Raw genomic sequence first — 24,520 nt, 5'->3', positions numbered from 1 at the left:
CGAATGCAGGTATACCCGGTGCCACCGCGTCGTCGCGCAGCGAAAGTTGCGCCGCCCGAGTGGCCATCAGCGCAGCTTAAGCCCGGCGGCGCACCGTGATCCGGCCGCCGTTTTTCGGGGTGAAGGCCACGCCGCGGGAGTGGAACTTCTCCCCGGGCGCTGTGGTGGGCTCGATGGTCAAGCGCTCCAACACCGTCCGCAACACCACGTCCATCTCCAGGTTGGCGAACGTCGAGCCTGGGCAGCGCCGGGTGCCGCCGCCGTAGGGCATCCACTCGAAAGCCGAGGGGCTGCCGGCGACGTAGCGCTTGGGGTCGAACCCCTCCGGGTCACCGAAGGCGGCGGGGTTCTGGTGGACCTGGTTGATCGCGACGATCACCGAATAGCCGCGCGGAATCACCCACTCGCCGATCTGGATGCTGGGTGCGTAAACATGTCGTCCGGAAAAGTCGATCACGGTGCGCACCCGCTGCACTTCGCGAATCGTGGCGCGCCGCAACGTGTTCCCGCCCGCGTCCACCTCGGCGGTCAGTTCGTCGAGGAGTTCCGGGTAGCGGCTCAGCCGCTCGAAGACCCAGGCCATGGTCGATGCCGTGGTCTCATGTCCGGCGGCCAGCAGCGTCAGCAACTCGTCGCCGATCTCCTGGCGGGTCATCTTCGTGCCGTCCTCGTAGGTGCTGCTCAGCAGCAGGGTCAGGACGTCGGTGCGGTTCTCGAAGTCGGGATCGGAACGGACATCGGCGATCAGCTTGTCCAGGACGACCTCGTACTCGGCACGCCAGGCGGCCAACCGGCCCCACGGGGTGAACCGGCCGTAGGAGCGGATCGGAATCGGCAGCGCCGCCAGCCGGGAGCCGAGCGTCACCCACTTGGGCAGGCCGACCCGCAGCTTGTCCAGTTCGGCGCCTTCGGCTCCGAAGATCGCCCGCAGGATCACATTGATGGTGATCCTGTTCATCGGACGCAGGGTTTCGAAGGGTTTCCCGATCGGCCAGGTGGCGATCTCACGCAGGGTCTCCTCGACGATGATCTGCTCATAGGCCCGCACCCTCTTGCCGTGGAACGGCGGGCTCAGCAGATTGCGCCGACGCCGGTGCGCCGCACCGTCGAGGGCGAACACCGAACCCGCTCCGAGGATCCGCGACAGGTTGGGCTGGACGTTGCCGAGGTCTTCCGGGTTGGTCAGCAGCACCTGCCGGGCCAGTTCCGGGTCGGTGACGATAACCGTCGGCCCGAACATCGGAACGTCGACGGTGAACGCGGCGCCGTATTTACGGGTCAGGCGTTGCAGCACCCGGCGCCGGGACAGGATGAACAGCACGCCCGCGGTGAACTTGGACCCGCGCGCGCCGGGGGGCAGGTTGATGGCCGGTGAATCCGGGGTCTTGACGGTGTCCGCGACCGTGCTGGCAACCGTGTGGGTCATGCGACGCCTCCCGACGTGAGATCTGGTACCGATGCGTACCAATGCTTGCGGGACACGGTACTCTTTAGTACCAACAAGTGGCAAGGCTCACGTGCGGGGAGGTGCGGCGATGACGATGCCTGCGATCGATGTCCCGGAGACCGCTGCTGCCGACCCCTTCCGGCGCCGGTTGCTCGACGGGCTGGCCGACTCGATCGCCGAGCGCGGCTACCGGGCCAGCACCGTCGCCGAGATCGTGCGCGCGGCCCGCACCTCCAAACGCACCTTCTACGACCACTTCGCCAGCAAGGAAGAGTGCCTCCTGGAACTGCTGCGCGTGGACAACGAGGAGTTGGCGCTGCGGATCCAGGCGGAGGTGGATCCGCAGGCCGATTGGCAGGTCCAGATCCGCCAGGCGGTGCAGGCCTACGTGGACCAGATCCGGGCCCGGCCGGCGATCACGCTGAGCTGGATCCGTGACATGCCGTCGCTGGGCGAGGTGGCCCGCCCGGCGCAGCGCCGCGGTCTGGAGCTGATGTCGAACCTGCTGATCGAGCTCAGCGGCAGTCCGGGGTTCCGCCGGGCGAACCTGCCGGCGCTGAGCCCGGCGCTGGCGGTGATTCTGCTGGGCGGCCTGCGGGAGCTGACCGCGCTGGCCGTCGAGGACGGCGACGACATCGGCGTGATCACCGAGCCGGCCATCGACGCGTCGATCGCGCTGCTGGGCCCCCGGGCCTGACTCAATTCCAGGGCAGCGCCAGCTTGCAGATCTTGCGGACAACACTGCCGAACTGCTTGAGCAGCGGTCCGGTGTTGTAGGGCACCCCATAGCGCTCGCAGATCTCGCGCACCTGCGGCGCGATCTCGGCATACCGGTGTGCCGGCAGATCGGGGAACAGGTGGTGTTCGACCTGGAACGACAGGTTGCCGGTCAGGATGTGGAACCACTTGCCGCCGGTCAGGTTCGCCGAACCGAGAATCTGGCGGAAGTACCACATGCCGCGTGACTCGTTCTCGGTCTCCTCGATCGTGAATTCCTGTGTGCCGTCCGGGAAGTGCCCGCAGAAGATGATCGTGTAGGCCCACACGTTGCGCATCAGGTTGGCGGTCATGTTTCCGGCGAACACCAGTGGCGCGAACGGCCCAGCCAGCAGCGGGAACGCGACGTAGTCCTTGAGGGTCTGCCGACGCACTTTCTGCCAGGTCTCGCGGAGCATCTCCTTCTTGTCGGCGAACCCGATCTCGCCGGCCCGGATGCGTTCGGTCTCCAGTTCGTGTACCGCGACGCCGTACTGGAACAGCACCATCAGCAGGAACGCGTACAGCGGGTTGCCCAAAAAGTAGGGCTCCCAGGGCTGCTTCTCGCTCATCCGCAGGATGCCGTAGCCGACATCGCGGTCCATTCCGACGATGTTGGTGTAGGTGTGGTGCATGTAGTTGTGCGAGTGCCTCCACTGATCGGCGGGGCAGGCGGTGTCCCACTCGAAGTGCTTGCCGTACAACGCCGGTTCACCCATCCAGTCGTACTGGCCGTGCATGACGTTGTGGCCGATCTCCATGTTGTCGAGGATCTTCGACAAGCCCAGCATCACAGTCCCGGCCAGCCATGCCGGCGGGATGATGCTGAAGAAGAGCAGGGCACGTCCGCCGACCTCCAAGGTGCGCTGCGCCTTGATGATCCGATGGATGTAGTCGGCGTCGCGTTCCCCGAGGTCTTCGAGGACACGCTGCCGCAGGGCGTCGAGTTCGGCGCCAAACTCATCGAGCCGCGAGGGCAGGTCGACGCGCGGGGCTTCGAGGACTTCGGTCGCTTCGAGGACTGGTGCTGACATGGTTGGCTCCTTTGGGTTTACAGGTCGATTTCGACGTCGCCGACGGGCACCGACACGCAGATCTGGATGTCTTCGCTCTCGGCGGTGGAGATCGCTCCGGTGATCAGATTGCGCACCGTGCCAGCGGTTTTGCGGCAGGTGCAGCTGTGGCAGATGCCCATTCGGCATCCGCTCGCCGGTTGCAGACCGGCCGATTCGGCCTGCTCCAGCAGGGGCCGGCCGTCGTCGACGACCGAGATGGTGCTGCCGAGGAAGCTCACCCGCCCACCGGACGGGTCGGCCGGCACGGCGAACTCCGGCGGCACGAAGCTCTCCGAGATCGCGTCGGGACACTGTTCCCGCACCGCCGCCACCAGGGCCGGCGGCCCGCACACGTACACCGCGTCGGGGTTGGGCATGGCGGCCCGCAGATGCTCGGCACTGAAATGGCCCTGCAGGTCGCCGTGTTCGCTGGCACGGGTGTAGCCGTGCAGCACCTGAACTCGGCGCATTTCGGCGAGTTCGTCGTGGTAGCAGGCTTCGTCGCGACTGCGCGCGTAGTGGATGAACGTCACCCGGCCGTCGTAGCGCTCGGCGATCAACGTGCGCAGCATCGACATCACCGGGGTGATACCGCTGCCACCCGAGATCAGCAGAATCCTGCGCGGACGGATGGCCGGAAGCACGAAGTCGCCGCCGACCTTCTCCAGTCCGACGACCATGCCGGGCTGCGCGTTGCGGTACAGGTGCTCGGAGACCAGGCCCCCGTCATGGCGGCCGATGGTGAGCTCGAGGAGCCGTTGGCCCTCGGCGCTTGCCGGCGAGTAGCACCGGGTGCGCCGGCGCCCGTCGATGTCGACGGACAGGTTGACGTGTTGGCCTGCTTTGAAGCCGGGAAACGCGTCATTGGGCTCGAGGAGCAGAGTCACGCTGCGCGGGGTGGACCGCCAGACGGCGACCACCCGGGCGCGGGCGTCGTTGCGGGTCCACGTCGGCGACACCAGTTCGGTGTAGCGGTCGACCCCATGGGGACCGGTGAGCAGGTCGACCAGGCTGGAGCCCAGTACCCGCCGCGTCAAAGTTTGAGTGAACATATGTACACAGTGAACACTTGTTTACGACCAGTCAAGGGCTATTCGCCCGTTGTGTTACGCTTCACAACAGTGAACAGTCGTACGCCGAATTCACGGTCCGGGCGCACGCGGCCACCCCGGCCCGAACGTCCGCCGCGTCCCGAGCGGCCTCCGCGTCCAGTTCGGACCGACGGTCCGGAACGGGTTTCGCGCGAGGAGCGCAAGGAAGCCACCCGTCGCGCCATCATCAACGCGGCGCTGACCCTGCTGGCCGAACGCAGCTTCAGCGCACTGAGCCTGCGCGAGGTGACTCGGGCCGCCCACATCGTTCCGGCCGCTTTCTACCGCCATTTCGAGTCGATGGACGCCCTCGGCCTGGTGCTCATCGACGAATCGTTTCGCGCGCTGCGTGAGACACTGCGCGACGCCCGAACCGGCGGTGTGGACCCCAGCCGGGTCATCGAGTCCTCGGTGGAGGTCCTGGTCGACAGCGTGGCCTCCCGCCCCGAATACTGGCGATTCATCAACCGGGAACGCTTCAGCGGGGTGACCGTGCTGCGCTATGCGATCCGCACCGAGATCCGGCTGATCACTTCCGAGCTGGCCACCGATCTGGCACGGTTCCCGGGGTTCAATGCGTGGAGCGCCGAGGATCTCAACATCTTGGCGGGGCTGTTCGTCAACGCGATGATCGTCACCGCGGAGGCCATCGAGGACGCCCCGGACGCCGAGACGCTCGCCGAGATCAAACATGTTGCGGTCAAACAACTCCGGATGATCGCGGTCGCCGCCGGCGGCTGGCGCAGCAAGCCGTGAGCGGTGCACCCCGCCGCGCGGAACGCCCCCGGGAAGCTGGCCGATGTCACCGGCCCGGGGATCACCGACCGGTGGGGCGTGACGTGCGCGGACCTGGGCGCCTCAGTACTGGCCCCTAACGGCACGCTGGTATCGGTGTTCGGCGACACCTTCGCCGGAGAGCGGGTGGGCCAGGGCGATTGGCGGTCGCCGGTGATCCTGATCGGTACCGGCGATGCGGGGCATCGGGTGCGCTACCAACGAGCCGGCGGCACCGATGCGCACTACGCCCGCCAGCTGTGGCACTACCGACACCGCGAACCGGCCTCTCGGCTGGACCGCTACGCCATCAGCACCGTGATCCCGTCAGATCTGCTGCGGGTGGAGCAGATGCTCTACCTGCACGCGATCGTCAACCGCGGGTTCGGCACGGTGGCGTGGACCGAGATCTGGCAATCGGCCGACAACGGAGTCACCTGGCGCAACATCGGGACGCGGTTCCCCGCGCGGCTGCATCGCGGGTACGCCCAATGCTGGTCCTGGGACTACGACCCCGACGACGGCTGGGTGTATGTGGTCTCGACCGGCTTCCAGCGCGACAAGGGCGTGATCCTGCGGAGGGTGCGCCCCGCCGATATCGGCGATCCCGGCAAGTACTCCGGCTGGGGGTACCGCGGCGAGCGCCGAGCCTGGGGCCGCACCCCGGTGCCCATCACCCCGCCCGGCGAGACATGGGGTGAGCTGTCGCTGCGGCGCCTGGCCCCGCAGACCTGGGTTCTCGGCGGATTCGCATCGTCGCGCTACGCCCTGGGCTACCGGGTGCTGCGCTCCCCCACCTCCGAACTGGCCGAGGCGCCGCTGCAACGACCGCTGCTCGGGAGCACCTGGGACGACGAGGATCACGCGCGAGGCCGCGTCGCGCAGCTCTACGGCGGCTATGTGCTGCCCGGTTCCCGGGTGGATCGCACCGGCGGCGTGGGTCTGATGGTGTCGCAGTGGAACACCGCACACGGCTGGCCATACCGCGTGATGCAGTTCCGGGCAACGTTGCTCAGCGGCGAGAAAGTCCTCTAGCCCGGAGGTGTCGGGCGCCGACGCACCTGGACGGCTAACCCAGATTCCTCAGTAACTTTCTGGGTAAATGAGCGATGCGGGCCATAAAGCTGAATTTTTCCTGGGGGCCAGCTGCTAGCATCGCCGCCAAGTAGTCCGCGTAACTCCGGCGAGGGAAATCGATCGTGACAAAGGTGAAGCAGTTTCTGTGCGGTGCGGCCGTCGCCAGCCTGGTTGCGGGAACCGGAGCGGCGGCAGGGACGCAGGTCGGCCTGTCGACGCTGACCGCCGACTGGATGCTCACCGCCGAGCACGTGTTGCTGATCGGCCTCGACGGCGTCACCCTCTCGAAGGTCCTGGAGTACGCCTATGGCGACGACAGCGGGTTCAAGACGGCGATGGACCAGGGCATTACCGGAACCGCAAGTCTGACCAACCACACCACTCTCTCCGGGCCGTCGTGGTCGACGATCCTCACCGGCGTGTGGGACGACAAGCACGGGGTCTACAACAACCTGTTCCGGCCCGAGCCGTACAACGCGTGGCCGTCGGTGTTCAACCTGATCGAGTACAACAAGCCGGAGATCGACACCACGATCATCAGCAATTGGGAGTACCTCAACCAATTGGCCGACACCGGCGGATACGCGGTCGACAACAACATCTTCGTCCCGGCCGGGGACAGTCCCGCCGACAGCGACGAGCTGGTCACCGCGCTCACCATCGCCCAGATCCTCGGCACGGCCGACAACCCGGATGACATCTCGAGTTTCCTGTTCTCCTACCAGTCGCAGGCCGACCACGCCGGGCACTCGTTCGCCGGCGGGTCGGAAGAATATATGCAGGCCATCATCAATCTCGGGGCCAACATCCAGGAGATCCTGGCCGCGATCGCTCAGGTGCAGGCGATCACCGGCGACGACTGGTCGATCATCGTCACCACCGACCACGGCCACCAGCAGACGGTGACCCTTCCCGGGCTCAGCATCGGCCACGGCTTCCAGTCGCCCAATGAGACAACGTCGTTCGTCATCTTCGATCAAGCCGGTGATCACGCGACCGACGGCAGCCAGAACCTGAACTACTCGATCGCCGACATCACGCCGACGATCTTGTCGCTGTTCGGCATTCCGCTGCGCTCGGACTTCGACGGCGTCTCCATGGCATTCGACCCGACCGTCCTGAACGGCAACGTCACGCCCGCCGACCTCAAACAGGCCCTCACCGACGCGATCGCGATGTACGGCTACCCGAACATCGGCAACGACCTCACGCTGGGCATCCGGACGGTGTTCGCCTCCATCCCCTACTTCCTCGACAAATTTGTGACCCAGATCGACCAGTACCTGCAGGGGATCGTCGACCAGGACATCTTCGGAATCAGCGCACTGGCCGAGGGCACCCAGTGGCTGGTCAACACCGTCGGCGGGGCGGTGGTCGACTCGACAAACGCCGTGGCCGGGGTGGTCGCCCACCTGTTGGGGTCGGGCGTGATCGCGCCCGAAGACACGCCGCTACCGGCGCCGGGCAGCGCCGAGTTCTCCGACCTGTCTCAACTGCTCAACATCGAGGCCCTGCTGGGCTGATCCGCCGAAACCGACGGCGCCACACCAAACCACTTCAACGAGGAGACCCCGATCGTGACGAAGGTGAAGCAGTTTCTGTGCGGTACGGCCGTCGCCAGCCTGGTTGCGGGAACGGGTGCGGCGGTCGTGGGGACGCAGCCGGGCCTGTCCGCCGTGACCGCCGAGTGGATGCTCGCCGCCGAGCACGTGCTGCTGCTGGGCACCGACGGCACCAACCTGGACAAGATCCTGGAGTACGCCTACAACGACGACAGCGGCTTCAAGATGCTGATGGACCGGGGCATCACCGCGGCCACCACCATCGCAGGCCATATGACGATGTCCACGCCGTCGTGGTCGACGATTCTCACCGGGGTGTGGGACGACAAGCACGGGGTGGTCAGCAACGTCTACCGGCCCGAGCCGTACACCACCTGGCCGTCGGTGTTCAACCTGATCGAGTACAACAAGCCAGAGGTCGACACCACCGTGATCTCCGGCCGGGGCCTGTTCACCGACATGGCCTCCACGGGCGGCTATCCGGCCGACAACATCATCGGCATCTCCGGTGGCTCCACCTCGGCGGAGATGGACTACCTGGTCACCCAGGAGACGATCTCCCGGATTCTGGCGACCACGAACAACCCGAACCTCGACACGTTCATGTTCTCCTACCAGTCGCAGGTCGACCACGCCGGACACTCGTACGGCGGCGGTTCGGATGAGTACCGAGACGCCGTCATCAACGTCGGGGCCAACTTCAAAGAGATTCTGGAGGCGGTCGCCGCCGCCGAGGCGGCCACCGGCGATCGCTGGACGATCATCGCGGTCACCGACCACGGCCACCAGCAGAACCCAGACCTGTTCGGATTCAGCCTCGGCCACGGCTTCCAGTCGCCCAACGAGACGTCGAGTTTCGTGATGTTGTCGCTGGCTGGAAATGACGCGCAGGCCGGCGGCCAGAGCTTGAGCTACCAGACCGTCGACATCACGCCCACCATCCTGCAGGCTTTCGGGATCCCGATGCGGTCGGACTTCGACGGTGTCCCGATGCAGACCGACCCGGACATCCTCAACGGCATCGTGTTCCCGGCCGATCTCAAGCAGGCACTCACCGACGCGATCCACAGCTACGGCTACCCGAACATCGGCATCGACATCATGCTGAGCATCCGGGCGCTGGCGGGCGGGGCCGGCTACTTCCTCGAGAATTACGCGCTGCCGCCCATCCTCAACTTCCTGCAGTCGATCGTCGACAAGGACATCTTCCTGGTCAGCGGGCTCGCCGAGGGCGCACAGTGGGTGCTCAAGACCGTCGGCGAGGCCACGGCCGACGTGCTCACCGATATCGGCAGGGTGGTTGCGTACTTCACCGGGGCCGGCGTCATCCCACCGAACGACGCGCCGCTGCCCGTTCCGGGGGGCGCCGAGTTCACCGGTTCGCTGGACTCCTTGCTGGCGGACCACGCCTTCGCAGCCCCCGACCTGGGCGGCGCCGAGCTGCCCCTGCTGCTCGACGTGGATGCCCCGCTGAGCTGATACACCTCGGACTACGCGCGTATGGCCAGCTGAAATAACCCACAGGCCTCCTCAGCAACACCCTGCCCAAATGAGCAATTTCGGGCAGAAAGCTGAGTTTTCGCTGGGTAACTGCTAGTCTTGCGCCCAATTGGCTGGCATAACTCGTACGAGGGAATCCGATCGTGACAACAATCAAGAAGTTCCTCAGTGGTGTGGCCGTCGCCGGCCTGGTCGCCGGGATGGGGGCCGCCGTCGGGACGCCGGCGGGACTGTCCGCAACAACGGCCGACTGGCTGCTTGCCGCCGAGCACGTGCTGCTGATCGGCACCGACGGAACCAACCTCTCCAAGATCCTCGAGTACGCCTACAACGAAGACAGCGGCTTCAAGACCGCCATGGACCAGGGCATCACCGGGGCCACCAGCGAGGTCAACCACACCACGATCTCCGGCCCGTCGTGGTCGACGATCCTCACCGGGGTGTGGGACGACAAGCACGGCGTGATCAACAACGTGTTCGAGTCCAGCCCGTACAACTCGTGGCCGACGGTGTTCAACCTGCTCGAGTACCACAACCCGAACATCGAGACCTCGGTGATCGCCGACTGGGACTACATCAACGACATCGGCGCCGCGGGCGGCTACGGGGCCGACAACAACCTGTTCGTCCCGTTCCAGAACAGCTGGGCCGACACCGACGCGGAAGTCACCGCGCAGACGATCGCCCAGATCCTGGCGACCACGACCAACCCGAACATCGACACCTTCATGTTCTCCTACCAGGTGCAGGTCGACGAGGCCGGACACGGGTTCGGCGGCGGGTCGGCCGAGTACGAGCAGGCCGTGATCAATGTCGGCGCCAACATTCAAGCGATCTTGGCCGCCGTCGCGCAGGCCAAGGCGGCCACCGGTGACGACTGGTCGATCATCATCACCACCGACCACGGCCACCAGCAGTCGCTCGGCTTCGGGCATGGCTTCCAGTCGCCCAACGAGACGTCGCAGTTCGTCATCTTCGATCAGGCCGGCGATCACGCGACCGACGGCAGCCAGAACCTGAACTACTCGATCGCCGACATCACGCCCACGATCTTGTCGCTGTTCGGTGTGCCGATGCGGTCGGACTTCGACGGTGTCTCGATGGCGAACGACCCGACCGTCCTGAACGGCATCGTCGAGCCCACCGACCTCAAGCAGGCCCTCACCGACGCGATCGCGATGTTCGGCTACCCGAACATCGGCAATGACCTGGCGCTCGGTCTGCGTACCGTCATCGCCACCATCCCGTACCTGCTCAACGGCGTTGTCACCGACATCGACAAGTTCCTGCAGGGAATCGTCGACCAGGACATCTTCCTGATCAGCGGACTGGCCCAATTCGCCCAGCAGGTCAACGATTTCGTGGGCGGGCTGATCGTGGACTCGACCCAGCTGGTGGCCCACGGCGTCGCCTACCTGACGGGATCCGGAGTCATCGCGCCGACCGACCCGCCGCTGCCGCAGCCAGGAAGCTCCGAGTTCACCGGGATCGAGTCCTTGTTGGCCGACCACAGCGTCTCGGCTCCCGACCTGGGCGACTCCGACCTGTCGGGGCTGCTCGACGCACTGGTGGGCTGATAGCTCTTCGTACGCCGACATGCCGCCAGGTCTTTGACCTGGCGGCATCGGTGTTTGGGCCGGGAGCCGCACCAGCCGCGACGCGTCACCTGGGCTGCGATAGCGTCCTGGCAGTTACCTCGGCTCGCGGGGCCAGGAGCCGTCCTCGATCCCCGGTGAACAAAGGAGTGGCGACACCATGAAGACCCCCATCTGCGAGCAGTACGGCATCGACTTCCCGCTGTTCGCGTTCAGCCACTGCCGCGATGTCGTGGCCGCCGTGACGAACGCGGGCGGCTTCGGCGTGCTCGGTGGCGCCGCCTACACCCCCGAGCAGTTGGATCGGGAGCTGAGCTGGATCGACGAGCAGGTCAAGGGAAAGCCCTACGGCATCGACATCATCGTGCCCGCCAAATTCGAAGGCAAGGGCGAGAACCTTTCCGGCCGCCAACTGTCCGACCGGATCCCCGATGAGTACCGGGCCTTCATCGCAGACCTGCTGGCGCAGCATGACATTGAGCCCGACGAGACCCCCCGACTGGGTTCGGCCATGCTCGCCGGTAGCGCCGGCGAGCAACTGCTCGAGGTTGCCGTCGCCCATCCCATCCGCCTGATGGCCAACGCTCTCGGGGTGCCGCCGGACTACATGATCAAGTCCGGAAAAGACAACGGCATCCCGGTCGCGGCTTTGGTGGGCGCCAAGGAACATGCGATCAAACAGGTGGCCCACGGCGTCGACCTCATCGTCGCCCAGGGCACCGAGGCCGGCGGCCACTGCGGCGAAGTCTCCACGCTGGTCGTCGTTCCCGAAGTGATCGAAGCGATCGACAACGCCGTGCCCGTGCTTGCCGCCGGCGGGATCGTCACCGGTCGACAGATGGCGGCCTGCGTGGCCTTGGGCGCCGCCGGTGCGTGGACGGGTTCGGTGTGGCTCACCACCGAGGAAGCCGAAACCGCGCCGCACACCGTGCAGAAGATGCTCGCAGCTACGTCGCGGGACACCATTCGCTCCACCGGGCGCACCGGCAAGCCCGCTCGCCAACTGATCTCTGATTGGACGGATGCGTGGCGGCCCAACGACAAGGGCCACCCGACGCTGCCGTTACCGCTGCAGTCGATGATCGCCGAACCCACACTGCGTCGCATCGACAAGCTGGCCGCCACCGGACACCCTGGGGCGCAGGCCCTGTCCACCTATTTCGTGGGCCAGGGCGTCGGTCTGATGAACAAGGTGAAGCCTGCCCGCGACGTCGTGTTCGAGTTCGCCGAGGACTACCTCGCCGCCGCCGAACGACTCAGCGGCTCGATCGGGGACTGACCCTTTGGCCGCTACGGGGTCTGCGGCTCCCGCCACATCCGCCACAGCGTCGGTCCTCCGTTGGGCAACGTGATCTCGCCGATCACCCGGAAGCCGAAACGCTCGTAGTACGGCACGTTTTCGTGCTTGCTGGACTCCAGGTACGCCGGGCACAACTCGGCGTCGCAGCGATCCAGCCGCGGCTGCATGACGGCCTGCCCGAAACCTCGCCCTCGCACGGACGGGTCACTGCCGATCACCGCCAGATACCAGTGCGGCTCCTCGGGGTGGTTGGCATCCAACAGGTCCGCGAGCGCCCGCCCTTGGGAAAGGCGAAAGCCGAACGACCGGAACAGGGAAGGCACCATCCGCAGCTGAGACCAGGTCGACTGCTTCCAGCGGTTCGGCGGATCCCACAGCGCAGCCGATCCGACCACCGAACCGTCGTAGGCCACCTCGACCCCACCGCCCGCCAAGTGGTGAACCCGGGTCGAGGTCCCGAAGAACGTCGTCAACTGTTCGGCGCGGGCGGCATCGTCCGGCAGCAACCACATCGACACCGGGTCGTCGTAGAACGCGCGCCCCAACGCCTGCGCCAGCGGTGTGATGTCCGATTTCAGCGCGGGCCGCGCGTCGATTGCCATGCGGCTAGATTAATGCGTCGCATTCGGGCGCCGTGCAGAGCAAGATCAGCGGCTATGAGCACGCTGCTGTGGGATCAGCACACCTGCTTGCCGCTGCAGGACAGCGCCGAGGTGGCCCCGCTGGCGCGCTACCAGCACTCCAGTGGCGCACTGCTGTCGGTCAACGCGGGCTATGCCCCGCAGCGCTTCGCCGACTCGCTGGCCCTGCTGCGGCACTTCCGCCGCGCCATCGACGCTCACCCGGGCCTGACGGTGGCGGCCGGAGTGGATGACGTCGACGCGATCACCAGTGCCGGCGGGATCGCGGTGGTCTTCGACTTGGAGGACTCCAACCCGCTCGACGACGATCTGGGCAACCTGGCCGTCTTGGCCACGCACGGGGTCCGCACTCTGTTGCCCACCTACAACCACGCCAACCGTGCGGGCAGCGGCTGCCTGGACTCCGTCGACGGCGGGCTGACCGCGTGGGGCCGCGCGATCGTCGCCGAGATGAACGCGGTGGGCATGGTTCCCGACGGCTCGCACTGCAGCGCCCGCACCGGCCTGGACATGTGCGCGGTCTCGGTCGGCCCGGTCGTCTACAGCCATTCGTGTATGCGGGCGGTGTGGGACCACCCCCGCAATATCACCGACGATCAGGCCCGGGCGTGCGCGGCCACCGGCGGCGTCGTCGGCATCACCGCGGTGGGAATCTTCTTGGGCCCCAACACCCCCACGCTCGACGCAGTAGCGCGCCACCTGGAGTACGCGGTCGAGCTGGTGGGCATCGAGCACGTCGGGGTCAGCACCGACTATTCCTTCGACCACGCCGACTTCAACGCCGAGCTGGTCGCCAACCCGCAGTTGTTCGACGAGAGCTACACCCGTTGGGGTCCGATCCAGTGGATGCCGCCGGAGACCTGGCTGGGACTGCGCGAACACCTTTCGGCACGCGGTTGGGCCGCCGCCGACGTCAACGCCGTGCTCGGTGGCAACTTCCACCGGGTGGCACGGCAGACATGGCCGACCTAGCTTTTGTGTTCTCCATTGACGAAAGTCTTGATGGTGCTGATGAATTCGCTTGGCTTCTCGAGTAAGGGACTGTGTCCTGATCCGGCGATGACGACCGGCTGCAGGCCGGCTTGGCGATAGCGTTCGACGTTCTGGGCGGTCGGGGTCAGCACATCCCTGTCGCCCCACACCACCAACACCGGTTTGCCCAAACTCGCCGGCCGGTCGGCCACCGCCCGCTGCTCGTTGATCCGGCCCGCGGTCTTGGCGTCGCACAATGCGTTGTGGGTCATCCGTTTCAACGACCGGTAGGCCAACTCCGGAATCGGGAAGTCCGCGGCGAACCCGGTCTGCAGCGAACTCTTGTCGACGGCGTCGAGGCTGCGCAACCGGTCGACAGCGGCGCCGAGCACCGGCCAGCACACCGCGTTGCCCAGCGCGGGCATCGCCGTCATCCCCAGCGCCGCGGGGGTGTCGGAGACGATCACGCGGTCCACCAGGTCCGGTGCGCTCTCGGCCAGCGCGGTGGCTACCGTCCCACCCATCGAATGCCCGACCAGCACCGCGTGGCGTACGCCCAGGGCGTCGAGCGCGTGGTGCACGGCCGTTGCCTGCCCCTCCGCGCTGTACGGGCCCGCGTCGCTCGGGGCCTCGGAGCCGCCGTGGCCAACCAGGTCGATCGCGACCACGCGGGCTTCGCTTGTCAGCGCCGGTGCCACCGCATCCCACCATTGAATCGATGCCGAGTAGCCGTGCAACAGCACGATGGCGCGGTCCCCGCCCGAGCCGTACTCGCGCACGTTGAGATCCGGTCCGGGCAGCTCCAGCACCCGCCCCTGCGCAAACGGCTCCGCGGCCCGTGCGATGCGGTCGGTGACTACCGTATTGACCAGCAGGGCGACGAGAACGACCGTGATGACCAAAGCGGCAAGGCGTTTACCCACCCGCTGACGGTATCCCGGGCTTAGCCTGGACCGAGATCGAACCCACAGGAGGTAGCAGTGAGCGACCACGACATCCGGATGATCGTCTTGTCCACCGACGACCTGGACGAATCGATCAAGTTCTACAGCGAGACCCTCGGCATGCCGCTGAAGTTTCGCGACGGCGCGCACTTCGCCGCCCTCGACGGCGGATCGGTGACGCTGGCATTGGCGACCGCGGTGGATCACCCCATTCACGGGCAGGTCGTGGTCGGCATCAAGACCGACGACGTCGACGGCGCCGCGAAAGCCATCGAGGCCAGTGGCGGCGGAATCGTGAAGGGCCCCTACGACGACGCGCACGAGCGGCGTGCGGTGGTCTACGACAACAAGGGCAACGGGCTGGTGTTCTATAAGCCGTTGGGGCGGTAGGGGTCAGCGCAACCGGGTGCGATCCAGGGGCCTTGGGCCTGGTTGAGGTCTACCATCCGCAATGTGACGATGACACCACCTCCTTGGCCGACACCGCCTGCCGCCCAGTCGCCCCGGCGGTCAACTGCGATATTCGCGGCGCTTGCTGCATTCCTATCAGTCGCTGCGTTGATCGTGGCGATCATTTCGCTAACCCGATCAGCAGACGCCTCATCGCCTCATTACACGGCCGCGCAGCAAGCCGATGCCAAGAAGCGCCTCTGCGACAGTTACAAACTTGCAGCTCACGCGGAGCACATCGAAACGAACACGCCTAACAACGTCGCGCTCGGGCGGCTATCGGCAACCAACGGCGCCCTGATTCTGGAGACGGCCGCAGCGGACCCCGCCCTCGATCCTAAGTATCGCGATGCGGCCCGTGCGCTCGCACTGACCTACCAAACGCTCGTGGCGGTTGCTACTGGTAAAGACGGGGGGGACCCGGAACTCGAAGCGGTAGTTACGGATGCAAACGCCAAAGACCGCGTGATGATCGAGCTGTGCGGCGATTAGCTTCCCGTGGGACGTCGACGCCGTTTGAGGGTACGCCGATGCGCCGGTGTCGGCTCACTCACGAGATGAGCCCGTTCCGATTCGAGCACTGCGGCCGTATCCCGCTGAAGTATCAGTAGACCTTTCCCCGAGGCCAGATAACGTGCTGCCCCTGCCGTTACGTTCAGCGCTTCCGCCTGCCGGGCGGATGCAGCCTCAATCAGGATGTAAACGTGAAATCCCGTTGAGGGCTACCATCCGCAATGTGACCATGCCATCGCCCCCGTGGCCGGCAGCTCCCAACGCTCAGCCGCGTCGCCGGTCAGCATTAGTACTCGCGGCACTTGGTGCTTTGCTGGGTGCCGCCTCTATGATCCTGGCAATCGTGGCGTTCACTCAACCCCCAGCCAGCCCGACCTATTCGGCGGCCCAAAGGACGGCCGCCAAGACCGACTTATGTGGTCGGTTCAAACCTGCCATGGACGCTGTCCACATCGAGACCAACGGACCCGATGCTGGCCTGGGGCGCACCGCGTTGGTAAACGGCGCCCTAATCCTTGAAGACGCTGCATCAAACCCCGCATTGAATCCCAACCTTCGTGACGCCGCCAAAGCGGTGGTGCTGGCATACGAAAACTTGGTTGTTGAGTCTTCCCTTAGCAGTGTGGGCAAGTCGCCATTCGATACAGCCGTAGATACCGTGAACGCCAAAGAACGCGCACTAAAGGATTTGTGCGGTGACTGATTCGCCGACTGATCTACCTCCGGGTAAATGGTCATCTTACTTGGTGGGCACATGGTGGCCTGGCGCCCCGACCCGACCTGAGAGCGGCATCCAGCACTGGTCTAGCCAATCCGGCGCCAAAGAGAACGAAGCTAACGAACTCCGGGACTTCACAAACGGCGTAAGCGCAAGGAACAGTGGAAAAACCACGGAAGACGAGCTGATACGGCTGCGTATCGGCTACAACCGCCTGATGAACGCCGCCGAGCATTGTCGGAGCAAAAGCACCGCCAGCGACAGCGTTGTCAAGGCCGTTAAAGAACTCCGTCAGAACTTGACGAAAGTCGCCGACCAGTACAACCCACAAATCGACGTCCTGGTAGCGAAAAATACGCCCGAGGCAATGACCGAAGCCATCGGACTAATCGCCGAAGCCAACGCGAAGGCTGCCGAATATAGTTCAGAAGCCAACGGCAAGATCATCGCGGCAACCCAACAGATGTTCAATGAACTGGGCATCGAAGGTGACGCCCAGAAGTGGCTGCAGGATAACGGCGCAAAATTCAGCACGCCACCGCCGCAACCTCCCACCAGCGAAGAGCTGAGCAGGAAAGCAGCTGGTACCGACCAGCTTCCGTTCCCGTACGGCACTGGGGACGCGGAGAATCACTCAGTTCCCAAGAGTGTGGACGAACTTCTTCTTCCGGGGGGCCCTCCCAACAGTGGTGCAGGCGGCAACGATACTGGCGGGACGGGTGGTACCAACAGTGGCGGCCAACCGGCGCCAATCGGCGGGCCGCCCAGCGGCGACAACAGTACAGTTGGACCAGCGGCCGGGCACGGCGGCGCAACCGAGGCGGGGGGAGCAACCGGAGGCGTTGGCGTCGTCGGCCCGACAAATGCATCCGGCACGGGCCTGAACTCTGGCGCCAGTGGCACTACTGGCAGTACAAGCGGCACCGGCACAAACAGCAGCGGCGTCGTCACCACGAGCACTGCTAGCGGTACAAGCGGCACCGGCACAAACAGCACTGGCGTCGTCACCACGAGCACTGCTAGCGGTACAAGTGGCACCGGCACAAACAGCACTGGCGTCGTCGGACCTCCAGGTGGCCAAACGAGCACCACTAACCTTGGTGTGAGCGGGCCGTCAGGCGGGAGCGGCGGATTCTCGGGAGGAGGGGTCGGCTCACCCGGCGGCGTGCCGTCGCCCATGGCCTCCGCCATGCCAGGCCTCAGCGGCCCACCCGGCGGTGGCATGCCCCCCGGTCTTCCCGCAGGCGGGCCGGCTCAAGCATTCGCGTCAGGCATGCCTGGCGGTGGGCCTTCTGGACCAGGCGGGCCGCCACCGCCGTTACCGCCGGGCGGAGCAGGCACCGGAGGGTTCGGCCAGCCGTCGCAGATTCCCCCCTCGCCGTCGGTGACGCCGATGGCCGGCGGTGCGCTCGGCAATATGGCGCAGTTGGCCAGCCCAAGCACGGAGGTGGCCCCCGCTGCGCCTACCGCGGGCGCCACTCCGGCAGCACCAACGGCACCGCCGGTGACAGCGAGCCCGGCCTCGGTGTCGTCGGGGCCGATCAGCGCCGGCCCGGCAGTCCCGTCGGGTCCCTTGCCCGGCTATGGGGCGGACTTGCGCCCAGCAGCTGGCGCCGTCCCGGCCACGCCGACCGCACCTGCTGGGCCTGCGGGCCCGACTCCCCCGCCCCCGCCCGGCGGTCCCACGACGCCGACGTCCGGGGGTCCGACGGTGGCCTCCACCGGTGATCGTCCGCCACCGGGCAAGCCGACGCCCGGCGCAGCCAGTCAGTCCGGCGCATCGGTGGCCGGCAGCATGGGCGCCGGGACCACCGCGGGGGCCGGAGCCGGTACGGCCGCGCGACGTTTGGCCGAACACCAGGATCTGCAGCGCAAAGTCGACGCCGTGGCCCGCCAAGCACCGAACCTGGCCTGGGCGGCCGGGCTTCGCGACGACGAGACCACCACCGTGCTGGCCACCGACCTAGCCGGAGGCTGGATTCCGCCCACCGTCAAACTGCCGCCCGGACTCACGCTGCTGGATCCGGCCCACCGCCGTCGCGACACCAGCGCGGTCGATCTGCTCGGTGCGGTAATCGCGGCCGCCGCCCACCAACCGAACACCTACGTCACTGAGGCCGGCCCGAACGATCCGATTCCCGGCAGCGGCGAGCGCGCCCGCTATGGCCAGCACGTCGACGAACTCGGTCCCACGCTCATCGATGTCACCGGCACCAGCGACCGCCTGCCGCGGATCGTGCAGACCGTGGCACGCGCCGTGGCCCGCCGGTCCGGCGTCGCCGACAACGAAATCGCGCTGTTCCGGCAGGTAGTCACCGATACGCAGGCGCGAGTACTGTCGGCCTATCCCCAACATGCTCCGCGGGATGTTGCCGACTGGATGCTGTTGGCGGCCATCGACGCCCTGATCGACGGAAGCGAAGAGCTGGCCCGCTACCACCTGGCGTGGTATCTGGCAGTGGCAGTACGGCATGGAGGTGTTACGCCATGACAGACGACTTCGTAAGGCATTACGGTGCGGACTTCTTGCACATTGCGCTCTCACAGCCCCCGACGGCAATCCCCCCTGGACCGGTCCATCCCGGCGGATCGTCTCCGGTCGATGCCACGATGGCGGCCTTCGGTGCCGCAACCAACCTGAACCTGGTCGAGCAGAACACCGAACTAGCCAACGATCACCGAGACCGCACCGGCCACGCCGCCGATGCCGTGCGCAAGTTCGCCGAGCATGAGGCCGACGCGGTCTCGAAGTTCCAGAATGTCGCCGCCGAGGCCGCCCCCTCGATGGCGCCGCAGCAGCAGCTTCCACAAGAAGCCATGGGTGGGGCGATGCAGGGCGTCAACAGCGCGATGCAGGGCATCACCAGCGCACTCAGCGGAGCTCTCGGCGCAGTGACCAAACTGCCCCAGGGGTTGATGCAAGCCGGCCAAGGTGCCTTGTCGCCACTGATGAGCGCGGCGTCGTCCCTGGGCAAGGCCGGGCTCGGCGGCACCACGCTGGCCTCGGACATCAGTCCCGACCCCGGCTTGGGCGGCGGGGATTTCGGCACCGGCGGAGGCGGCGGTGGGCTGGGCGTGGGCACCACGCCGGCCAGCAACCTGGGGCCGCCCCCGGTTCCGGGGACATCGACGCCGACAACACCCGCCAGCGCGCTGGCCAATACCGGTGCGGCCGGTCCCGCAGGTGGTGCGCCCACCGCGGGTGGGGGCGGCGGGATGATGCCGATGATGCCCGGCGGAGCGGGAGCCGGCGGCAAGGGCGGCAAGGATGACAAGGCCGACGCCAAGCGGATCGCCGCCCCCGGCGTGCCCAACGGCCAGCCCGTCAAGGGCCGCACGACGGCCCCGCCCAACGTGCCGGTGACCAAGTCGATCGCAAAGGACGCCGGCCATCCCGGCATCACGCCGCTGAAACGCATTGTGGACAAGGGTGATACGTCGAAGTGACCGCGCCGGCGGGGCCGCTGCTCGGCTAATTGACCCCGGGCCGCCGAAGACCGATTGTGTATATTGGTGTGTATGGCTCGGTTGAACGTGTACGTTCCAGACGATCTGGCGGAGCGTGCCCGGGCGCGGGGACTGAATGTCTCGGCGCTGACTCAGGCAGCGATCAGCGCCGAGTTGGAGAATTCGGGAACCCGCACCTGGCTTGACGGGTTGGAGGATCGGAGCACAACCGCTCGACACGACGACGTACTAGACGCACTCGACACCGCCCGTGACGAGTTCGGAGCGTGAGCATCTCCTCCTCTTCTTCGCCAGCAGAGCAGGTGGTCATTGACGCCAGTGCCATGGTGGACCTACTCGCCCGCACCCGTGATCGGTTTACCGCGGTCCGGGCGCGACTGGCCAACACAGTGATGAACGCGCCGACTCACTTTGACGCCGAGGTGGTATCGGCACTCGGCCGCATGCATCGCGCCGGCGTACTCACGGTTGCTCAGGTCGAGACGGCGCTGGATGAGCTTCGGCGGGCGCCGGTGATAAAGCATGAACTCTCACCACTGCTGGCAGGAGCGTGGGCGCGACGCGACATTCTGCGCCTCACCGACGCCCTCTACGTCGAACTTGCTGACACGGCAAATTTGGTGCTGCTCACCACAGACCAGCGCTTAGCGCGCGCCTGGCCTGCCGCCGAGGCCATCGGCTGACAGCACTTTCGAATCGCCGCTAACTCGATTCCAAGCGTTACCTGACCCGTTCCGAAATCATTTGCGTCACAGTTTCTGCGATCTGATCGGACCGAGGAATCCCTTGGACTACGACATCAATCAACACCGACGATGCAATGCGGTATACGACGCTCTGCGAATTTCCAGGGAAGACCAGGGCAACGGTGGACGTATCCTGCTTGTTCAGGCTGAAATCGTAAAGCTTTGCCTGTAGCGCCGCACAGGCCTCGAAAGAAGACACGAGCCGGTCGAATTCAGCTCTCGCCGCGCCATCATCAGGATAAATTCCGATCCCCTGCGCGACGGTAGATATGGTGCTTATTTCTCCACCAGCGGCCGTGTATGTCACGGCACGAAACTGTGACCACTTGTGCCCAAAAGCGTCCTCTTGGCCAAACACTGGACGGCACTGCTCCGGCGTACGCGAATTCTCGGGAAACGAAGTGGGCGCGTCCGTCACCGGCAGCGCAGTGAGGTCACCGCGGTCCGTGATGCGCTGGACATCATCCAGGTCAACGATCAACGCGTCGGCATCGATGCCGGGTGCCGCGCCAACACCACCGGAATGGCAGGCGGTCAGCGCCACGGCGAGACAGCACACACCAGCAAGGATCCTGAAGCGGGTGAACAAGTCCTTGCGAACCACGCTAATCCCTCCCAAAAACAACTGGATCAGGCACCGTCATCGAGTGGTGAAAACCGGCGGAGGCGGCACGTCCATCGTTACCCCGTAGGTTAGGAATTTAGCGGACAAGACAAGAATCTCGTCATATAATTCCTGGGCCTCCGCATTATATTCCGCCACGGCGGCATAATTTTGGGGATTAGGAGGGCTAGCGTTGTGCGAGGAGATTTTTACGCTCAATTCCGCCAAATCCTGGTATAGGTCGTCAAGTGATTCGTTTGTCGATGATCCATCATCAGGACCGCCTTTTTGTTTCGCGCCGCCAGCCGGATATCGCCCGGTCAACGCTTGCACCTGCGCCGCCCGTTGCTGACTGTCCGCGGAGGCATCGGCGACGATCTTGTGGATCTCCCGGGTCTTGCCGACCAGGTACGCCTGGAACTGACGGGCGCCGGCCGGAGTGTCCATGCCCGGCCAGGTGGCAGCGGCCTGGCGGATCTCGGCTTCCAGCGCGTCCAGACGCGCCCGCGACTGCAGGTTGTACTGGTGAGCGCCACGCAGGATGCCCTCAAAAGACCGGTCGAGCTCCACCGACGTCGCCAACCGCTGCGCCAGCTGCGCTTCTCGTGCTCGGGCGGCCTCGGCGAACGTCCCCAACTGGTCCGGCATAGCGCAAAAGGTACGCGCGTTGCCGGCATCACTCCACTGAAACGCATTGCGGACAAAGGCGATCCGCCGAAGTCACAGGACTGTCGCTGCGCTGATAGGCAACCGCGCCTACTTTTCTACAACAAGCACCGCGTCGTGTAGCGCCAGGAAGGGACCGATCAAGTCGACCACGACCCAGTGGCGCGCATCATCGACCCCGGTGATGATTCCGAGGTTCACGGTGGAACCGTCCACGTCCGCAGTCACCGGAGCGCCGATGATCTTGGCGTCCATCGCCGCGTTGACGTCGTCCGCGGCGACCACGACTCGCTCGATGCCGGCGGGGATGGCCCGCACCTCCGCGGTCTTTACCGGATCGATTACGTGCCCTTCGACAACCCTGCCGTCGAGATCTGTCCACATTGCGCGAGGCCGGTTATGTTGCAGCACATCGACTGTCTGGATGGTCTCGGCCGTCGGTTGTTTTCCGTTGACTATGCCGTCGACGGGCAGTGGCCAACCGCCCGGTCCGGACCTGAACAGCGCCAGCGGCGATGTCGGTGTCGTCCAAGGCTCGTCGGCCACTTGCGGACGTGCGCCGCCCGCCGTCAGGTAAGCGATCTCGCCGATCTTGGTCCGCGTTGGGGCCAGCCCGGCGTCTTCGATTTTCATGACGGCGACCGGAGCATCGCCGTCACCGTGAGCGCACTGCGCGCCGGTGACAAACCCGGCAAGCCGTCGTCCTGCAGCATTCGGATCCGGAAAATCCAAATAGAAGCCGGCCGTACACACGGTCGTCGTGGCTCCTTCGCCCACCAGTATCTGAATTCCCGGACGTAATCTCGACACCGGCCTCGGCACCACCGTCGCTTCGTTGACGGCTGGGGGAAGGTTCGTCACATGGATTGCCCCAGCCGAAGGGGTCGAAGCGCTTCCGAGATTCCTCGACCCACAGCCGGACACGGCCAAACCGAAGGCTACTCCCACGACGCTCAGCGCCCGGGCGGCCTCGGCGAACGCGCCCAACTGGTCCGGCATAGCGCAAAACCTACGCGCGTGCGCTTCATCGCGTGTGCGCAAGTGACTGGTTCCCGCTGGCCAACGCCAGTAATGTCGTCGCGGTGCGCTTTGTCGCCGCAGGGGGCGGCGCAGCATCGCCGAGCGTGCGTCGTTAGGGGTAGCAGAGCATGCCGCTGAGTCTGTCGAACCGGGACCAGAACTCCGGTCACCTGTTCTACAACCGACGACTGCGCGCCGCCACCACCAAGTTCTCGGTGCGGATGAAGCACGACGACCGCAAGCAGACCGCCGCGATCGTGCTTTCCATCGTGCTGATCTTCATCGGCATGGGCTGGATGCTGCTGCTGAACGTGTTGCGTCCGGCCGGGATCGTGCGGACGTCGTCGATCGTTGGCGACCGCGACTCCGGAGCGATCTACGCACGCATCGACGGGCGGCTGTACCCGGCACTGAACATCACCTCGGCTCGGCTTGCGGTCGGCCACGCCGAGGTCCCCACCTGGGTCAAACCCGCGGAGATCGCCAAGTACCCGACCGGCCCCATGATCGGCATCCCCGGCGCTCCGACGTCGTTGGTCGCCAACACCGGCGCCCCGTCGGCATGGGCGGTCTGCGATACCGCGGGCTCCCCGCGCCGTGCCGAACCACCCGTGGTGACCTCGATCGCGGGGCCGCTGAGCCCGGCGGGCCGGGCCGCGCCGCTGGCCCCCGACGCCGCGGTGCTGACTCGCTTCCAGGGCGCCACCTATGTCATCTGGGGCGGTAAGCGGTCCCAGGTGGACCCGGCCGATCGGGCGATCACGCTGAGCCTGGGCATCGACCCGGGCACCACCGTCCCGGTGGAGATGTCACGGGCCCTGTTCGACGCGCTGCCGAGCACCGAGCCGCTGCGGGTGCCCGTGATCCCGCTGGCGGGCACGCCGTCGCAGTGGGTGCCCGGATCCCAGGTGGGCGCGGTGCTGGAGACCCGGACGGCCGGCGGCGGCTCACAGTTCTATGTGCTGCTGCCCGACGGGGTCCAGAAGATCACCAGCTTCGTGGCCGACTTGATCCGCAGCGCGAACTCGTTCGGGTCGGTCGCCCCGCTGGTGGTCAGCCCGGACAAGCTGATCAACATCCCGGAAGTGGGCACGCTTCCTGTCGAGTACTACCCGAACAGCAGGCTCAAGTTCGTCGACACCGCCGCCGACCCGACGACGTGCGTGGGCTGGGAGAAGGCTTCCGGGGACCGGCAGGCCCGGATCACCCTGTACAACGGGCGCGGCCTGCCGGTGTCGCCGGGGATGGACAACCGGATTGTGCGGCTGGTGCGCGACGACCGCAGCCCCACCTCGGTGGTGGCCAACCAGGTTTTGGTGTTGCCGGGCGCAACCAACTTCGTCACCTCGACCAGTGAGCTGCTCGACTCGGATTCCCGCGAGACGCTGTTCTGGGTGTCGCCCAACGGGGTCCGGTTCGGCATCGCCGCCGAGAGCGAGACGTTGCGGGGCCTCGGCCTGGATCCCGGCTCGGCGCAGCAGGCGCCGTGGCCGCTGCTGCGCACCTTCGCGACCGGTCCGGAACTGTCGCGGCATGCCGCGCTGTTGGCCCGCGACACCGTGGCGTCGGCCGGCGCGGTGCAGCCGGTGGTCCCCAACAACCAGCAGGGCGGGCAGTGAAC

At 66.1% G+C, this 24,520-nt stretch carries 24 protein-coding genes; 16 read left to right on the top strand and 8 right to left on the bottom strand.

Annotated features, from left to right (window positions below; translation table 11 throughout):
- Positions 1 to 76: 76 nt before the first annotated feature.
- Complete coding sequence (locus K3U94_RS00400) at positions 77 to 1,426, bottom strand: cytochrome P450 (protein ID WP_220695247.1); 1,350 nt, start codon at positions 1,424 to 1,426, stop codon at positions 77 to 79.
- Between the two features lie 115 nt (positions 1,427 to 1,541).
- Here K3U94_RS00400 and K3U94_RS00395 point away from each other — a divergent pair, with 115 nt between their 5' ends.
- On the top strand, positions 1,542 to 2,144 hold the full coding sequence (locus tag K3U94_RS00395) for a TetR/AcrR family transcriptional regulator (protein WP_230987672.1): 603 nt from the start codon (positions 1,542 to 1,544) through the stop codon (positions 2,142 to 2,144).
- 1 nt (position 2,145) lies between these two features.
- On the opposite strand, the gene K3U94_RS00390 is transcribed toward K3U94_RS00395, so the two are convergent.
- Entirely contained in the window at positions 2,146 to 3,237 is a 1,092-nt protein-coding gene (locus K3U94_RS00390) for a fatty acid desaturase family protein (protein ID WP_047320327.1), read from the bottom strand.
- 17 nt (positions 3,238 to 3,254) lie between these two features.
- Positions 3,255 to 4,310, bottom strand: coding sequence for a ferredoxin reductase (locus K3U94_RS00385; RefSeq protein WP_220695245.1), 1,056 nt, complete (start codon positions 4,308 to 4,310; stop codon positions 3,255 to 3,257).
- A gap of 69 nt (positions 4,311 to 4,379) precedes the next feature.
- Here K3U94_RS00385 and K3U94_RS00380 point away from each other — a divergent pair, with 69 nt between their 5' ends.
- From K3U94_RS00380 to K3U94_RS00355, 6 genes are all read left to right on the top strand, one after another.
- Positions 4,380 to 5,105, top strand: coding sequence for a TetR family transcriptional regulator (locus tag K3U94_RS00380; protein ID WP_047320325.1), 726 nt, complete (start codon positions 4,380 to 4,382; stop codon positions 5,103 to 5,105).
- Positions 5,106 to 5,108: 3 nt separating this feature from the next.
- Entirely contained in the window at positions 5,109 to 6,158 is a 1,050-nt protein-coding gene (locus tag K3U94_RS00375) for a glycoside hydrolase family 183 protein (protein ID WP_220695244.1), read from the top strand.
- 164 nt (positions 6,159 to 6,322) lie between these two features.
- Positions 6,323 to 7,723, top strand: a complete 1,401-nt coding sequence (locus K3U94_RS00370; protein WP_220695243.1) for an alkaline phosphatase family protein — start codon at positions 6,323 to 6,325, stop codon at positions 7,721 to 7,723.
- A 54-nt stretch (positions 7,724 to 7,777) separates the two neighbouring features.
- Positions 7,778 to 9,241, top strand: coding sequence for an alkaline phosphatase family protein (locus tag K3U94_RS00365; protein ID WP_220695242.1), 1,464 nt, complete (start codon positions 7,778 to 7,780; stop codon positions 9,239 to 9,241).
- Positions 9,242 to 9,405: 164 nt separating this feature from the next.
- Positions 9,406 to 10,839 (top strand): alkaline phosphatase family protein, encoded by a 1,434-nt coding sequence (locus K3U94_RS00360; protein ID WP_220695241.1) that lies wholly within the window; start codon positions 9,406 to 9,408, stop codon positions 10,837 to 10,839.
- Positions 10,840 to 11,017: 178 nt separating this feature from the next.
- Positions 11,018 to 12,136, top strand: coding sequence for a nitronate monooxygenase (locus tag K3U94_RS00355; protein ID WP_047320320.1), 1,119 nt, complete (start codon positions 11,018 to 11,020; stop codon positions 12,134 to 12,136).
- 11 nt (positions 12,137 to 12,147) lie between these two features.
- On the opposite strand, the gene K3U94_RS00350 is transcribed toward K3U94_RS00355, so the two are convergent.
- Entirely contained in the window at positions 12,148 to 12,759 is a 612-nt protein-coding gene (locus K3U94_RS00350) for a GNAT family N-acetyltransferase (protein ID WP_047320319.1), read from the bottom strand.
- Between the two features lie 54 nt (positions 12,760 to 12,813).
- On the opposite strand from K3U94_RS00350, the gene K3U94_RS00345 reads away from it, so the two are divergent.
- Positions 12,814 to 13,770 (top strand): dipeptidase, encoded by a 957-nt coding sequence (locus tag K3U94_RS00345; RefSeq protein WP_220695240.1) that lies wholly within the window; start codon positions 12,814 to 12,816, stop codon positions 13,768 to 13,770.
- Here K3U94_RS00345 and K3U94_RS00340 read toward each other — a convergent pair.
- Positions 13,767 to 14,693, bottom strand: a complete 927-nt coding sequence (locus tag K3U94_RS00340) for an alpha/beta fold hydrolase (RefSeq protein WP_220695239.1) — start codon at positions 14,691 to 14,693, stop codon at positions 13,767 to 13,769. The genes K3U94_RS00345 and K3U94_RS00340 overlap by 4 nt on opposite strands.
- Positions 14,694 to 14,771: 78 nt before the next feature.
- Here K3U94_RS00340 and K3U94_RS00335 point away from each other — a divergent pair, with 78 nt between their 5' ends.
- The 7 genes from K3U94_RS00335 to K3U94_RS00305 all read left to right on the top strand — a co-directional run bounded on the left by K3U94_RS00335 (position 14,772) and on the right by K3U94_RS00305 (position 20,546).
- Positions 14,772 to 15,104 (top strand): VOC family protein, encoded by a 333-nt coding sequence (locus K3U94_RS00335; protein WP_373693206.1) that lies wholly within the window; start codon positions 14,772 to 14,774, stop codon positions 15,102 to 15,104.
- Between the two features lie 69 nt (positions 15,105 to 15,173).
- Entirely contained in the window at positions 15,174 to 15,656 is a 483-nt protein-coding gene (locus K3U94_RS00330; protein ID WP_230987671.1) for a hypothetical protein, read from the top strand.
- Positions 15,657 to 16,005: 349 nt separating this feature from the next.
- Complete coding sequence (locus K3U94_RS00325; RefSeq protein ID WP_220695238.1) at positions 16,006 to 16,380, top strand: Rv2240c family protein; 375 nt, start codon at positions 16,006 to 16,008, stop codon at positions 16,378 to 16,380.
- A 1,408-nt stretch (positions 16,381 to 17,788) separates the two neighbouring features.
- Positions 17,789 to 18,886, top strand: a complete 1,098-nt coding sequence (locus tag K3U94_RS23415; RefSeq protein WP_230987326.1) for a DUF5631 domain-containing protein — start codon at positions 17,789 to 17,791, stop codon at positions 18,884 to 18,886.
- A complete protein-coding gene (locus tag K3U94_RS00315) occupies positions 18,883 to 19,842 on the top strand; it encodes a hypothetical protein (protein ID WP_220695236.1) in 960 nt (319 codons plus the stop codon). Before K3U94_RS23415 ends, K3U94_RS00315 begins: the two co-directional genes overlap by 4 nt.
- Before the next feature lie 72 nt (positions 19,843 to 19,914).
- Positions 19,915 to 20,133 carry a type II toxin-antitoxin system CcdA family antitoxin gene (locus K3U94_RS00310; RefSeq protein WP_047320315.1) on the top strand — a complete coding sequence of 73 codons (219 nt, stop codon included), beginning with the start codon at positions 19,915 to 19,917 and terminating at the stop codon, positions 20,131 to 20,133.
- A 2-nt stretch (positions 20,134 to 20,135) separates the two neighbouring features.
- On the top strand, positions 20,136 to 20,546 hold the full coding sequence (locus K3U94_RS00305) for a type II toxin-antitoxin system VapC family toxin (protein WP_267878368.1): 411 nt from the start codon (positions 20,136 to 20,138) through the stop codon (positions 20,544 to 20,546).
- A 37-nt stretch (positions 20,547 to 20,583) separates the two neighbouring features.
- On the opposite strand, the gene K3U94_RS00300 is transcribed toward K3U94_RS00305, so the two are convergent.
- The 3 genes from K3U94_RS00300 to K3U94_RS00290 form a co-directional block, all read right to left on the bottom strand.
- Positions 20,584 to 21,213, bottom strand: a complete 630-nt coding sequence (locus tag K3U94_RS00300; protein ID WP_220695235.1) for a sensor domain-containing protein — start codon at positions 21,211 to 21,213, stop codon at positions 20,584 to 20,586.
- A 36-nt stretch (positions 21,214 to 21,249) separates the two neighbouring features.
- A complete protein-coding gene (locus tag K3U94_RS23410; RefSeq protein WP_230987325.1) occupies positions 21,250 to 21,861 on the bottom strand; it encodes a DUF4226 domain-containing protein in 612 nt (203 codons plus the stop codon).
- 108 nt (positions 21,862 to 21,969) lie between these two features.
- Complete coding sequence (locus K3U94_RS00290) at positions 21,970 to 22,878, bottom strand: hypothetical protein (RefSeq protein ID WP_230987324.1); 909 nt, start codon at positions 22,876 to 22,878, stop codon at positions 21,970 to 21,972.
- Positions 22,879 to 23,027: 149 nt separating this feature from the next.
- Between K3U94_RS00290 and eccB the strand changes: the two genes are divergently transcribed.
- The gene (gene eccB / locus K3U94_RS00285; protein WP_220695234.1) at positions 23,028 to 24,518 is read left to right on the top strand and encodes a type VII secretion protein EccB; all 1,491 of its coding nucleotides are present in this window, start codon (positions 23,028 to 23,030) and stop codon (positions 24,516 to 24,518) included.
- The last annotated feature ends 2 nt before the right edge of the window (positions 24,519 to 24,520 follow it).

Source organism: Mycolicibacter heraklionensis (assembly GCF_019645815.1).
In the GTDB taxonomy this organism is placed as follows: domain Bacteria; phylum Actinomycetota; class Actinomycetes; order Mycobacteriales; family Mycobacteriaceae; genus Mycobacterium; species Mycobacterium heraklionense.
The sequence above is the reverse complement of the archived record's forward strand: the minus strand, read 5'-3'. Positions and strand labels throughout refer to the sequence as shown.